Annotated in this window: 14 protein-coding genes; 2 read left to right on the top strand and 12 right to left on the bottom strand. The window is 32.3% G+C overall.

Going from position 1 to position 14,430, the window contains the following annotated elements:
• Positions 1-147: 147 nt before the first annotated feature.
• A complete protein-coding gene (locus FHS04_RS11795) occupies positions 148-1,224 on the bottom strand; it encodes an efflux RND transporter periplasmic adaptor subunit (protein ID WP_106678485.1) in 1,077 nt (358 codons plus the stop codon).
• A gap of 77 nt (positions 1,225-1,301) precedes the next feature.
• A complete protein-coding gene (locus FHS04_RS11790; protein WP_106678487.1) occupies positions 1,302-2,612 on the bottom strand; it encodes a TolC family protein in 1,311 nt (436 codons plus the stop codon).
• Between the two features lie 133 nt (positions 2,613-2,745).
• On the opposite strand from FHS04_RS11790, the gene FHS04_RS11785 reads away from it, so the two are divergent.
• Together FHS04_RS11785 and FHS04_RS11780 are read left to right on the top strand one after the other, a co-directional pair.
• A complete protein-coding gene (locus tag FHS04_RS11785; RefSeq protein WP_106678489.1) occupies positions 2,746-3,120 on the top strand; it encodes a hypothetical protein in 375 nt (124 codons plus the stop codon).
• A gap of 86 nt (positions 3,121-3,206) precedes the next feature.
• Positions 3,207-5,297, top strand: coding sequence for a TonB-dependent receptor domain-containing protein (locus FHS04_RS11780; protein ID WP_106678491.1), 2,091 nt, complete (start codon positions 3,207-3,209; stop codon positions 5,295-5,297).
• Positions 5,298-5,483: 186 nt separating this feature from the next.
• On the opposite strand, the gene FHS04_RS11775 is transcribed toward FHS04_RS11780, so the two are convergent.
• The 10 genes from FHS04_RS11775 to FHS04_RS11730 form a co-directional block, all read right to left on the bottom strand.
• Entirely contained in the window at positions 5,484-5,621 is a 138-nt protein-coding gene (locus FHS04_RS11775) for a hypothetical protein (protein ID WP_165353716.1), read from the bottom strand.
• A 13-nt stretch (positions 5,622-5,634) separates the two neighbouring features.
• Positions 5,635-7,092 (bottom strand): NAD(P)/FAD-dependent oxidoreductase, encoded by a 1,458-nt coding sequence (locus tag FHS04_RS11770; protein WP_106678493.1) that lies wholly within the window; start codon positions 7,090-7,092, stop codon positions 5,635-5,637.
• 117 nt (positions 7,093-7,209) lie between these two features.
• On the bottom strand, positions 7,210-8,331 hold the full coding sequence (locus FHS04_RS11765) for an ABC transporter permease (protein ID WP_106678495.1): 1,122 nt from the start codon (positions 8,329-8,331) through the stop codon (positions 7,210-7,212).
• Positions 8,331-9,437 (bottom strand): ABC transporter permease, encoded by a 1,107-nt coding sequence (locus FHS04_RS11760; RefSeq protein ID WP_106678497.1) that lies wholly within the window; start codon positions 9,435-9,437, stop codon positions 8,331-8,333. The genes FHS04_RS11765 and FHS04_RS11760 overlap by 1 nt, the downstream gene beginning before the upstream one ends.
• Positions 9,438-9,484: 47 nt before the next feature.
• Positions 9,485-9,871 (bottom strand): GxxExxY protein, encoded by a 387-nt coding sequence (locus FHS04_RS11755; RefSeq protein WP_036227234.1) that lies wholly within the window; start codon positions 9,869-9,871, stop codon positions 9,485-9,487.
• Positions 9,872-9,968: 97 nt separating this feature from the next.
• A complete protein-coding gene (locus tag FHS04_RS11750) occupies positions 9,969-10,697 on the bottom strand; it encodes an ABC transporter ATP-binding protein (RefSeq protein ID WP_106678499.1) in 729 nt (242 codons plus the stop codon).
• 46 nt (positions 10,698-10,743) lie between these two features.
• Positions 10,744-11,646 (bottom strand): ABC transporter ATP-binding protein, encoded by a 903-nt coding sequence (locus FHS04_RS11745; protein ID WP_106678501.1) that lies wholly within the window; start codon positions 11,644-11,646, stop codon positions 10,744-10,746.
• The gene (locus tag FHS04_RS11740; protein WP_106678759.1) at positions 11,647-12,540 is read right to left on the bottom strand and encodes an HlyD family secretion protein; all 894 of its coding nucleotides are present in this window, start codon (positions 12,538-12,540) and stop codon (positions 11,647-11,649) included.
• Positions 12,541-12,550: 10 nt separating this feature from the next.
• Positions 12,551-13,801 carry a TolC family protein gene (locus FHS04_RS11735; protein WP_106678503.1) on the bottom strand — a complete coding sequence of 417 codons (1,251 nt, stop codon included), beginning with the start codon at positions 13,799-13,801 and terminating at the stop codon, positions 12,551-12,553.
• Position 13,802: 1 nt separating this feature from the next.
• Complete coding sequence (locus tag FHS04_RS11730) at positions 13,803-14,414, bottom strand: TetR/AcrR family transcriptional regulator (RefSeq protein ID WP_027879845.1); 612 nt, start codon at positions 14,412-14,414, stop codon at positions 13,803-13,805.
• Positions 14,415-14,430: the final 16 nt, after the last annotated feature.

The raw sequence follows: 14,430 nt of genomic DNA, 5'->3' as shown, positions 1-14,430 counted from the left end.
TATCTTTTTATTGTCTTACATTTCGACTGCGCTCAATGTGACAATAAAAAGGATGCCGCTTCTATCCCTAACGCTACTTTGAACTGTTAATTCAATCTTGTTATTAATTTAAAATTCAGTACTATTTACTGCCTACTGCAAACTGAATTACTGCTTACTTATTTTCGCTCCGTTATACAACTTTCCTTCTGCTGAAACGATATAACTTTCATTGGCGTTTAAACCAGATAATACTTCTACTTCATTTCCAAATGTTCTACCTAAACGCAGCCAACGTAACATTGCTGTATTACTTTGACTTACCGTGTAAACGCCGCTTAACTGACCATTGTTTACAATAGCTGCTTTTGGTATTAAAACCATTGAAGTTTCAGCTTTTCTTTCTACAGGAAATTGCACAGTTGTGAACATTCCTGATAGAATTTTTGCTTCGGTTTTATCTAAGGTTATCTTCACCAAATATTGTCCGCCTGTTTGTGCTGCAGATGTACTTACTTCGGTGACTTTTCCAGAAATAGTTTGGTTAATAGATTTTACATTTACATTGACTTTTGTATCTTTTTTTATGTCTGAAATTTCGGTTTCTGGTACCATTGCAACCACTTCAAAATCGCCTGGAGCTTCTATTGAAATTAAAGGCTGACCTGGATTTGCCATATCTCCTTTCTTCACATTTTTGTTTGTAATAACACCGCTAAAAGGTGCAGTAATGTTGGTATAAGCAAATTGTGCGTTAATTTCATTTTTCATTTGCTTTGCAGCTTCAAGACTTGCTTTTGCCATCTCGTAATTGGCTGTCATATCATCCATTTCCTTTTGAGAGGCACTATTTTTTGCAAAAAGTGCTTGAAAACGCTCGTAGTCTTTTTTAGCGTTATTAAATGCTGCTGTAGCTTTTGTAATATTTGCTTTTACTTGTGCTTTTTGCGCTTGTAAATCGGCATTATTAATAGCTACTAACAACTGTCCTTTGCTTACTTTATCGCCAACATTTACAGGTACGCTATTGACGTAACCCATCATTCTTGTGCTTAAATTTGCACTGTTTTCAGCTTGAATTTTTCCACTTACCGCTAAAAATGGGCTATCATTATTGTCGCTAACCTTTGCTATTTTTACAGGAATAGCTGGCGAGTTATCTGCAACTACTTTTTTGTCTTCGCTACCACAACTTGCTAGTAATATTGCGGTTGAAAGTGATAAGATGGTATATAGTTTTTTCATTTTTATTTAAGTTTTATATTTAGGTCTCGACTGCGCTCGACCTGACAAAATTTGTCTCCTCGAGCGCAGTCGAGAGGTTATTCTTTAGTTAAAAAATTAACGTACGCTAAAGCGTAATTGTATTCAAAAATGGTTTGGTAATATTCTAATTGTTTTTGTGCGTATTGAGTTTCTGCCATCAATAAATCTGATGTTTTTTCTAAACCTTCTTTAAAACGATTGGTACGAATACGAAGTGATTCTTCCGATTGATCTAAAGCTAATTTTGATAGGTTTAATTTGTTTTCGGCATCAATAAGCATTCGTTTAGCTTTATTTAATTCTAACTTACTTTTTGATACATATTGATTGTATTCAAGCTTCGATTTTTCAAACTCAGCTCTACTTTTTTGCGCTTTTCCAAAACGCTTTGACCCTTGAAAAATATCCCAACTTAATTGCGCACCAACAATGTATCCGTTGGCATCTGCTTGAAAGATTTTATCATCATACATTTCGTAACTTCCAAAAGCGTTTAAACGTGGTAAAAACGCCATTTTATCTGCTTTACTCATTGCTTCATAAGCTTTACTTGCTAACTGCATTGCTTTGATATCGCTACGATTTTCAGTAAACGTTTTTAACTCAATTGTACGCACATAAGGTGTTAATGTATCGCTTGGTTTGTAGGTTATAAATGTGTCGTCATTCATTAAAAATGATAAATAATTAGACGCATTTTGCACGTTACTTTTAGCTTGTTGTAATTGGTTTTTTACTTCGGTAACACGCACTTCTACATTAAGTACATCGGCACGTTGTAAATACCCTTGCTCGTAACTATTATCTGCTAATTTTTTATTTGCGTTAGCAGCTTCTAAAGCTTTTTCTAAAACATCTACAGCTTTGTATGCTAATTGTAATTGCATATAGGCTTTATCTACTTCAAAAGTCATATAATCTTCTGTACGCTTTGTCTTTAGTGACATAGCTTCCATTTTAGATTTGGCTGCTTTACGCTGAAATATACCATCAACATTAATTAATGGTTGTTGTACTTCTAGCTTGGTGGCAAAGTTTTGTGTTGTTTCTGGATCGTTTAACAGTGCTGGATTAAAATCTGCTTGGGTTAAAATTTCTTGATTTAATTTTGAACCAAAAGCCATTAAAGGATTTGTTGTTGAAATACCTGTGTGACTAGCTGTAATATTTGGCAAGAAAATAGCATTGGTCTGTCTATAATCTGCTTTAGCTTGGTTAAATTCTTCTTCAGAAATTTTTATAGATGTATTGTTTTCTGAAACTTGAGTCAAAACTTCACTTTTACTTATTGGTTTTACCTCTTGAGCTTGTGTTGAGGCAGACCATATAAATACTGATAGGATTGATAAGTTAATTAAATGTTTCATTTTTCAATTTTTACTGATACAAATGTACGTTTAGAAAACACCCATGTCAGTAACATATGTTACCTAGATAAAATGATAGCCTAATGTGACTTTTGTCACATTTAAATTAATCTCTACAATTTATTTTTGTGACATGAAAAAATGGATTTTCTTTTTTGCTGTTAGTTTAAGCGCTCTTATTATATTTAATATGCTAAGAGTCTCTTTTACTTTTATATACTACGAATTAGATCCTATTGGCTTTATTGAAGAGCTTTGCGAAAATAAAGACAAACCAGAATTACAATGTAACGGAAAGTGTCATTTAAAAAAAGTAGCTCAAACGACTGGTGACGAAAATGAGCCTGTTAAAATTATAAATTTTGAAGAGTTACTTCTATTTAAACAAGACATTACAGATTATAAATTACAAACAAACTTTTATAGTTTAAAAAGGGAAAACTTTACCTACCTTAACCTTTATAACTTTAGTTATAAATCTTCCTGTTTTCATCCTCCACAAGTTTAAGTCTACATACCATTATTATAGCTTTAATACTGTTTTTCAGTATTAAAACCACAGACTTATTACAAATTTTCAAATAAAAATATACGATGAAAACATTTTATAGTGCATTATTATGTGCGCTAATCACAACCGTATCTATTGCTCAAACAAACCCTAAAGTAAAAGATACAACTACACAAAAAGTAACAACTTTAGACGAAGTTATTATAACCGGAAATTTAAAAACAGACCCGATACATACTATTGTTACTAATAATTATGATGAAACTATTGTTCAACCTAAAAACGTAGCCGATTTATTTAATGATATTAACGGTTTTTCTGTTATTAAAAGAGGTAATTACGCTATAGACCCAAGTTTTAGAGCTAGTCAATACGAGCAATTAAACGTGCAATATGATGGCGGAACTAAAGCAATGCACGCTTGCCCAAACCGCATGGATCCTATAACAACACATGTGATTCCTGAAGAAATTTCAAAAATTGAAATTATTAAAGGTCCGTACACCGTACGTTATGGCGCAACATTTGGCGGTATTGTAAACTTAGTCACTCAAAAACCAAATTATTTAGATAAAGGCTTTCATGGTAAAGCTTCTGCTGGATATGAAACCAACGGAAACTCGATGGTAAACATGTTTCAATTACAATATATTGAAGATAAATATGACATTGTTGGTAATGTTGGGTACAGAGATTTTGGAAGCTATGAAGATGGCAATGGTGTCGAAATTCCATCGTCTTTTAGAAGCACCGATTATGGTGTAAAGTTAGGCTATAATTTTACAGACAATCAACGTTTACAAGCGCATTGGCGTCAATCTTTTGGTCGTGATGTACAACATGCTGCGCTAATGATGGATACCGAATATGATGATAGTAGTATCCTATCTTTAGATTATAAAATTTCTGATTTAGGTGAAACTGTTAAAAGCTTTTCCGCGAAAGCGTATTACAGCTACGTAGATCATTTAATGACAAATTTTGACAGACCTTCATTTGTACGCATGGCGGCAGAATCTTCTGTTGAATCTACAACCATTGGCGGAAAATTAGAATTAAACTGGCAACCAGCAAAAAACCTGACTGTTTTTAGTGGTTTAGACGCAATGACTATTGCAAGAGATGGTGGAAGAACCAGAACCATGAAGCTAAACATGATGGGCATGCCACTTGCTATGCCAATGGTGTTTAACGACAAGGTTTGGCAAGATTCTTACATTAACGATTATGGTGTATTTACAGAAGCAAAATGGGCAATTAACCCAACAACAGTACTGACTGCTGGTATGCGTTATGACTTAGTAAAAAGTGATATCCAAGATCCAGAAGACGACTTTGCTACGCGTTACGATTTAGAAGAAAAAACAGATAACAACGTAAGCGGAACAGTCTCTATCAAGCGATTAGTTACAGATAATTTTACGTTAGAAGCTGCTTATGGTCGTGGTGTACGAAGTGCTAATATGATAGAGCGTTATATTAATCATTTTACTGTTGGTCAAGATCCTTATGAATATTTAGGAAACCCAAATCTAAATCCAGAAGTTAACAATCAATTTGAAGTTGGTTTTAAAGGAAAAAACAGTAAAAACAACTTTAATTACGCGGCTAGTTTTTACTATTCTAAATTCGAAAATTATATCGTAGCGGTTGTAGATCCAACCATTACACGCAAGTATATGCCAACTGCAATGCCACAAGAAGTAAAAGTGTTTAGAAATTTAGATAACGCTTATAAAACTGGTTTTGAAGCTATGGCGAAAGTTAACTTTTTAAATGATTTTTATTTTAAAACTGAATTGGCTTACGTGTATGCAAAAAACAATGATTTAAGTGAATCTTTACCACTTACACCGCCATTAAATAGCACGTTTTCTTTAGGTGTTAATCGTGAAAAATATTGGGCAAAAGTGCAATATAACATCACAAGTAAACAAGAGAATATTGCCGAAAGTTTTGGAGAAACCACAACAGCTGGTTATGAAACTTTAGATATAAAATTAGGTGTAAAACCACTTAAAAACTTAACATTAGGTATTGCAGCATTAAATATTTTTGATGAAGCTTATAACAATCACTTAAACTTTAGTTTTACAAATCAAGCTGATTTTGGAAGAACACCAATTACAGAACCAGGACGTAACTTTTCTGCTTTTGTGCAGTATCAATTTTAATAAAAACATGTCCGTTATTTATTAAAAGTTCTTGATACAATTTTTTAGTTCTGCTTCGACTACACTAAGCAAACACTAAAAATCACGTGAACTGACGCTATTTTGATTGCTAAATCATATAGAAAAAGGGCATTTTTAAAATGCCCTTTTTCAATTAAAAACCAACCAAAATCACTGACAACCACGTCAGTTTACTTTTCTTGTGCCGCCATGTCCGCCAGCAACAACAATCATAATTTTAATACTTAAATAGATGAATTTAAAAAATTGTATAATAGGATTCATCATTTTAAAACGCTGATATTTTGATATTCTTTGTGTCATAATCTTAAATTTTTTATTCAGGGATCAACCACCAAAACGGTTTCATTTTTGCTTTGTAAATAAAGGCGTAGTGTAAGGCTAATTTTAACCAATGTCCTGCTAAACCTATATCTCCAAAGGTTTTCCCTAGTTTTCTACCTTGTGTTTTTGGATATTTATTATAATCTGGTACAATTGGGTATGTGGTAATACTTACACCACTTCCTTGAGTCATACCATAACCAGCAGAAGCTATACATGCTGCTCCCATATTTCCCATTGATCCTTTATGGTGTAAAGATTCTTTACCGGATTTTATACTATCGATAATGTTATCTGCTACTAATTTTGCTGTAATACCTGATGGCATACCTGTTCTTGGTGGAGCAGGAAATATATCAGTTCCATTTTTACTTTTTCTAGGTTTAGAAATTGTATGTGGCGGCGCAAATGCAATACCTGGTGCAAAGATGTTTTTATAACTTGGGTTTTGATAGGTTTCTGGCCAATCTTGCACACTCCATTGCTCATAAGGTTTTGGTGTATAATCAGCATCTACAATCATAAAGCCTTTAAATAGCTTGTCTGTAATGTCGTTATCATTTTTATCGTAAGCTTTAAAACCGTGACCTGAAAATGCTGGAATTAACATTGCAAAATCATAAGTTTCGGTTTTGTATTCGCCATCTAAATTTTCATAGTGCGCTATGCCATCTTCAATTTTATTTACGCCTGCTCCTGTAATCCATTTTATATCTCGATCTTCAAAAATCATTTCTATCATCTCATTAGACTTCATCGTCATGCTTCCGTAACTCATTAACATACCATCCATACCAAAATCTCCTAATAGATATTCATTAGATATCCAAGTAATTTCAGCCATATCACGTACTTTATGTCTACGTAACTCTTGTTCTACATTCAAAATATATTCAAATGCAGCACCTTGACACGTCGATTTGGCGTGACCAGTACCTATTAAAATTTTGGCTTTTTTTCCGTTTTTCATTTGCTGAATCACTTCATTTAAACCATGCCAAGCATGATCCGCATGCGTGTAAGTACAAACAGAATAGGTTTTGTTTTCACCAGGAATTAAGCCTTCTGTTGCTTCAAAATTTAGCTTTGGTCCTGTTGCATTTATCAAGTAATCGTAAGTAACTTTTTCTTGAGTTCCTTTCTTTTCACCTGTAACATATTCGGCTAAAACATAAGGTTTCTGCTCTGTTTTATCTCCTTCTGGATAAAAGGTTACCGCTTTGGCTTGCTTATACCCAATGCCTTTCTTTTTGTATAATGGCGCTAATGGGAATAAGATTTTTTTGGATTTCATTCTACCAATTCCGACCCAAATATTGGACGGAATCCATTGGTAATTACTATTAGGAGAGACTACGACAACTTCGTGATCTTTAGATAGCTTTCGTCTTAAGTGCGACGCAGCTACGTGACCAGAAATTCCTGCTCCTAAAATGACAATTTTAGACATTTTGATTCAGATTATGAGTTAGTTACGATTAAAAAGTGAAGTGTATACTTTTTTAATCCTTCTGTAAAGGTAACTTTAAGCTAAAGTTTATACAGTTACTTTTGTTACATAAGATTTTTAATTTGTTTTCCTGTAACTCCAAACTGCCAATCCATTCATTATAAAGGCATATAACGCTGTTTTGATTAGTTGTGGTAAAATGTCATTTATGTTAGAGCCTTTTAGCATGACCATGCGCATTACTTCTACAAAGTATTTAATTGGGTTAAACTCCGTTATGGTTTGTGCCCATTTTGGCATACTTTCTATTGGTGTAAATAAACCACTCATTAATATAAATATAACCGTAAAAAACCAAGCAATAAACATGGCTTGTTGTTGTGTTTCGGTGAAATTTGAAATGAATAATCCAATACCTAATACTACAAAAATATAAATGGAAGTGTATAAATACATGAGTGGCAAACTACCAATCATTGGCACATTAAATATAACTTTTGCCAAGATTAAACCAATGGTTAACAAACCCATTCCTATAACCCAAAACGGAAAGAGTTTTCCGATAATAAACTGGCTTTTTTTAATTGGCGTCACGTTTATTTGCTCTAAAGTACCGATTTCTTTTTCGCGAACAATATTCATTCCAGACAGGAATAATGTAATCATAGTGACTAGTAAAACCAATATTCCAGGAACCATAAAGGTTTTATAATTTAGTGTTTCGTTATACCAAAATAAAGGAATAGTTTCAATATTTACGGGCTGAATTTGCTGGTCTGAAACCTGCATCAAATCCACTTTTAAATTTTGATTAAAACGTTGTACAATCTGTGAAACATATACATTTTCTACTCCAGCTGCAGCACCATCAATTGCGTTAATAGTAACTCCTAAAGCATTGTGTTTTTCGTTTTGTAAATCGCGTTCAAAATAATTCGGAATTTCCAAAAGCACATCCACTTCTCCTTTTAGCATGGCAGCACTTGCCAATGCTTCTGAAGGAAAATCGGTTAATACGTTAAAATAAGTTGAGGCGTTAAATTTTTCTACTAAGGCTCTGGAGGTTGATGTATGGTCGTTATCGATATAACCGAATTTGATATTCTTAACTTCAAAAGTGGCAGCATTAGATAAAATGACGAGTTGTAATATTGGTAAAACAAAAATGATAGGAAGCATGCCTTTATTTCTAAAGATTTGCTTGAATTCCTTTTGTATGATGTATAGAATTGTTTTCATTACTCGAGTCTGATTTTATATTTCTTCACACTTAAACCGATGAAAAAGATGGTCATAGCAACTAAAATCAATGTTTCTTTCCATATAAATTGAATGCCAACACCTTTCAGCATAATGCCTTTTATAATGATGATAAACCATTTTGCAGGAATGATATTACTAATGATTTGCAATGGTAATGGCATGCTTGATATTGGAAAAATAAAGCCAGAAAGCAAAATAACAGGAAGCATTAATCCCATCAAGGAAATCATCATTGCTGTTTGTTGGGTTGCCGAAATGGTTGAGATTAATATACCCAAAGCCAAAGCACTAATGATAAACAATATACTTTCTAAAGCTAATAAAAACAAGCTTCCTTGTACTGGCATTTTGAAAATAAAAATGCTCAACAATACAATAACTACTGCATTGATTATGGACAGAAAAATATAAGGAAACACCTTTCCAACAATAACTTGGAATGGTTTTAATGGAGACACCAAAAGTATTTCCATAGTGCCTAATTCCTTCTCTCTTGTTATAGAAATAGAAGTCATCATTGCAGAAACTAACATCAAAATGATGGTCATAACTCCAGGAACAAACATATACACGCTTTTTAATTCGGGATTGTAAACCATTCTTGTTTGTGGAACTGTTTGATAGGTGATTGTGATTTCTTTGTTCAATTCTTTTTGATATTGAATAAGAATGGCGTTTACATAATTACTTATGGTATTTGCTGTATTTGGGTCTGTAGCATCTGTAATTATTTGAATTGTTGCTTTGTGTTCTTTGATTAGATTTTTGCTGAAATCTTTTTCGATATTTAAAACTGCTTTTACTTTTCCTTTTTTGAAAACGGTTTCAATGTCAGATTCTTTTTCAATAAATTGATTGATACTGAAATATTTTGAAGCTGAAATTTTATTGATAATTTCTTCTGTTGTTACATCTTTAGAATGGTCTAAAATGGCGATATCTACATTATTTATTTCGTTAGTAATAGCGAAACCAAACAACATAATTTGTGCTATTGGCATTCCAAAGAGTATAAACAATGAACGTCTATCTCTAAAGATGTGGTAGAATTCTTTTTTTATGAAGCCTATGAATCTTTTCATAATATATTCCCGCGGATTACGCTGATTACCGCAGATTTTTTTTGTTTTTATAGTCCGTTTACTTTTCTGTAAATGCCTTTTGTGATGTCATCGACATTGAAATTCACTAAAATGCCTAACTTCAGTTCTGAAATTTTTAAATAAGTTAGAACTTGTTTATGATGAACTTTTGCTAAAGTTTCTACTGATTTGATTTCGATTATTACCTTATTATTTATTAATAAATCTAATCTGTAACCAATTTCTAATTCAATATCATCATAAAAAATTGGTAATGCTACTTGTCTTTTTACAGATAATCCTTGTTTTTCTAATTCATACATTAAAACGGTTTCATATACAGATTCTAATAAACCAGGACCTAATTCATTAAAGACTTTAAAAATCGCTCCTCTGATGATAAAGGATAATTCATTTTCTGTTTTTTGTTCCATAATTATTTTATTTTTTTCTACCGCTGATTTCGCAAATAAGCGCAGATTTTTTAAATCTATTTTCTGCGTAAATCTGTGAAATCTGCGAGAAACATTTTCATCCTCTTGCTAGTTTTAAAAACACATCATTCATATTATCTACTTCAAACTGCGCTTTTAATTGTTTTGGAGTATCTAAAGCTTCTATTTTACCATTAACCATAATTGAAACTCGGTCGCAATATTCTGCTTCATCCATATAATGTGTGGTAACAAAAACCGTTGTTCCTTGGTTGGCTGCTTTGTAAATCATTTCCCAAAACTGACGTCTGGTAATCGGATCAACGCCTCCTGTTGGTTCATCTAAAAACACAATTTTAGGGTCGTGAATCATGGATACAGAGAATGATAGTTTTTGTTTCCAGCCTAAGGGCAATGCGCCAACGAGTTTGTTTGCTACTTTTTCTAATCCTAATTCCTCAATTAAAATTGCAGATTTTTCTTTGATTCGTTTTCTGGATAATCCATAAATACCTCCAAAAAAAGTAATATTTTCTTTCACTGTTAAATCGTCGTACAAGGCAAATTTCTGACTCATATAACCAATGCTTTTCTTGATGTCTTCAGCATGTGTAAACACATCGAAACCAGCTACATTTGCTTTTCCAGAGGTAGGATTGGAAATTCCTATCAGCATTTTCATAGCTGTGGTTTTTCCTGCTCCATTTGCGCCTAAGAAACCAAATATTTCGCCTTTTTTAACTTCAAAAGTTATAGCATTTACAGCAGTAAAATCTCCAAACATTTTGGTTAAGCCTTCTACTTGTATGACGTTGTTATTCTTCATTTTTTTTAAGCCCTCACAGGTTTTAAAAACCTGTGAGGGCTATTTTTTATTTTGCTAATTCCATAAAGGTATCCTCAATGGTTGCTACTGTTTTATCAATGTTTATGTTTGATAAATTTTTAGATTCTAAATACACTTTTAAATCTTCAGGATTAAAATCTGTTCTATTATCTGTATAATGCACAAATTCGCCAAAAGGGTACACACTATGATTGTGTTTATAAGCATTTAAACTATTAATAAGTTGGTACATATTATTTGCGCTCACGTTGTAAATTGGTTTTGGGTAATGTTTTACAATCGCTTCTGGTGTATCTATTTCTAAAATTTTTCCATCTTGAATCAAGGCAATTCTATCACACAAAGCGGCTTCATCCATATAAGGTGTGGATACCAAAATGGTGATGTTTTTTTGTTGTAAACGTTTTAGCATGTCCCAAAACTCTTTTCTAGAAACTGGATCAACTCCTGTAGTTGGCTCATCTAAAAACAACACTTTGGGTTTATGGATTAAAGCACAACATAAAGCGAGTTTTTGCTTCATTCCTCCTGAAAGTTTACCAGCTCTACGAGCTTTAAAAGGTTCTATTTGCACGTAGATATCTTTGATTAACTCGTAATTTTCTTCAATGGTTGTACCGAAGATGGTAGCGAAAAATTCTAAGTTTTCTTCGACAGTTAAATCTTGATATAGCGAAAATTTTCCAGGCATGTAACCAACGCTATTTCTAATGTTTTTATAGTCTGAAACTACATTAAAACCTGCAACTGTTGCTGTACCTTCGTTTGCAATTAGCAATGTTGTTAAAATTCTGAATAACGTAGTTTTTCCTGCGCCATCAGGACCAATTAATCCGAAAAGTTCACCTGCATTCACATCAAAAGAAATGTCTTGTAAGGCTTTTACGTTTTTGTATGATTTTGATATGTTAGAAATATGAATGCTCATTTATTCTTTAGTTAACCACATTTCAGCAGGCATGCCTATTTTTAAGCTTCCATCGTTTTTTACATCTACTTTTACAGCATAAACTAATGCAACGCGTTCTTCTTTAGTTTGAATAATTTTTGGTGTAAATTCTGCTTCCGAAGCAATCCAACTAATTTTACCCTTATAAGATTTCATTGTATCTGCATCATCAATTTTAACCGTTACTTCTTGTCCGATTTTTATATTGGCTAATTGTGTTTCGCTGATGTAAACGCGTAGTTGCATGGTGTTTAAATCGGCAATTTTATAGAGTGGTTTTCCAAAAGCAGTAATCTCGTTTGGTTCTGCGTATTTGGTTAAAACGGTTCCGTTTGCTGGATTTATAATTTTACTTTTTTGAATTTGGTCTTCTATTTGTTTTAACTGCACGTCAATAGATTTTAGCTCGTTTACCACAGGTGCATTCTGAATTTCAACACTTCTAATTTGATTTTTAATAACATCTATTTCTCCGGTAACATCATCTAATTGTTTTTGTGTTCCTGCATTGTCTTTTATTAAATTTTCTACTCGCGTTTTGTTGGTGTTTGCTGTTTTTAATTTAGAATTCAACACAGCAATTTGAGATAAAACACCTTTAGATTTCGAACTAATTACAGCTTTAGACACTTCCAATTGTTCACGTTTTAGCGTTAACGGAATTGTATCGATATATCCTAAAAAGGTTTCTTTTTGAACAATATCACCTTCATTTACGTCAAATTGCATCAATTTTCCGTTGTTTTCGGCAGAAATGGTGATTTCTGTAGCTTCAAAATTTCCGTAACCATCTGCTTTTCCGTTATCATCTCCACAAGACAATAAACTGATTGCTATGATGCTAAATCCTATTATGTATTTGTAGTTTTTCATCTGACTTATTTTATTGACCTTTAATAACATTATAATTAGCTTTTGCGAGTTGTAACTGAATTTTATGTTTTACCAACGTATTTTCATCTTCATATAAATTGGTGAATTCTGTAATGTATGCTGAAGATGTAATCACGCCATTTTTGAGTTGTGAATCTGTTGACTTGAGAACCTCTTTTCTTAAGTTGATGATTTCTAGATCTGATGCAATAAATTCTTCAATTTTATCAATTTCTTTTTGTTGTTGATTTAGTTGAATGTTTGTATTTAGTTTAAAAATTTCGGTTTCATTTTCCACAATATCTTTATTGATTGCTAAAGATTCACGTTGTTTTTTATTAGAATTCCAATCGAATACATTCCAGTTCAATTTTACACCAACTGTATAAAAAGGTTGAAACGAATTATCCAACATATTCAATCCAGGATTACCATAACCACCTGATGCAAAACCTAGTAATTTAGGTGCGTTTTGCTTGGATAATACATTTTCTGAAGTTGTAATTTCTTCTTTTTTAAGTTGAAATAATTCCAATTCTGGTCTAGCTAATTCGGTTTGTAAATCGGTTTCTACAAGTGGATTTTGAAATACTACAGAATCATTTAATGGTTTACTTATTAAACTAGAAAGCGTTGCAATAAGACTTGCTTTATTACTTACTAGCTCTTTAAATTGTTGGCTTAATTTTAATAATTCGGCTTCCAAAACTTTATCGGACGATGGTAAAATAACACCATACTTTATTCCAGATTGTACTTCTTTCAGTTTAACTTTTAATTGTTCTTTTTTGGCGTTTAGTAACAACTCTGATTCTTGTACTAATAAAATTGAAAAATACAATTGATTGATTTGCTGTTTTAATTGATACAAACTGACTTCAACCTGCTTTTGTTTGGTTTTAAGTTGTGCCGATTTTAAATCTAATGTTGCATCAGTTGCACCTCCATTATAAATAAGTTGATTAACAGATAATGTAGCACGATATTGATCTTTGTTTAAAGGTTCTATACCAGCATTTGGAATAGGAATTTCAATCACATCAGACTGATATGTTGCTTGTGCATCTAAACTTAATTGTGGTAATTTTGATGTAGAAACCACTTCTTTATCCAATTTGTTTTGTGCATCTAATAGTTGCGTCTGTTTTGCTAAAGGATAATTCTCTATCACTAATTGGTAACATTGCTCTAAGGTGATGCTTTGCTGTGCAACACTTGGTAGCGTGATTAAGATTGCGAAAATGACTATTAACTGTTTCATTTTATGTCGTCTTTATGGAATTAATAATAAAATTGGCAACTTCTGTTTTACGATCTTCCATTAGTAATTTATAATTTTTATCATCTGAATTTGTAAATGCCATGATTAAAGGTTTTGCCACAAAAGGGAAAATATTCAGAGCCATTATATTTATAAATAATTGTTCTGCACTAATTGGTTTTATAAGTCCTTTAGCAACGTCTTCATTTACTTGTTTTTTGAATTTTTCAATATTTGGAAAACCTTTGTCTTTTAATTTTAAAATAAAATCTTGATTTCTATTCAATTCTTGAATGATAAAATTTGGCAAATATGGATGCTTTACAATGAATGATATATAGTTAGAAGTAAAGTTTTTAATCTTGTCTTCAATAGAAGAATCATCATTTAAAATGGCGTTTAATTGAGGTGCCAATAATGAAAACGCATTGTTAAAAACCGCTTCAAACAATAGTTGTTTACTTCTATAATAATAATGAAGCATGGCTTTGTTAATTCCAGCTTTATCTGCTATTTCTTGCATTCGTGCGCCATCCATTCCTTTGGATTGAAATACGCTTTTGGCAGCTTCAAGTATCTGTTCTTCGGTATTTTCGTCTTTTGTTTTTTTCATTTTAACTATATGGTTT

The organism is Mesoflavibacter zeaxanthinifaciens subsp. sabulilitoris, assembly GCF_014191595.1.
GTDB classification, from domain to species: Bacteria; Bacteroidota; Bacteroidia; order Flavobacteriales; family Flavobacteriaceae; genus Mesoflavibacter; species Mesoflavibacter zeaxanthinifaciens.
This window is presented reverse-complemented; position numbering and strand designations above follow the sequence as displayed.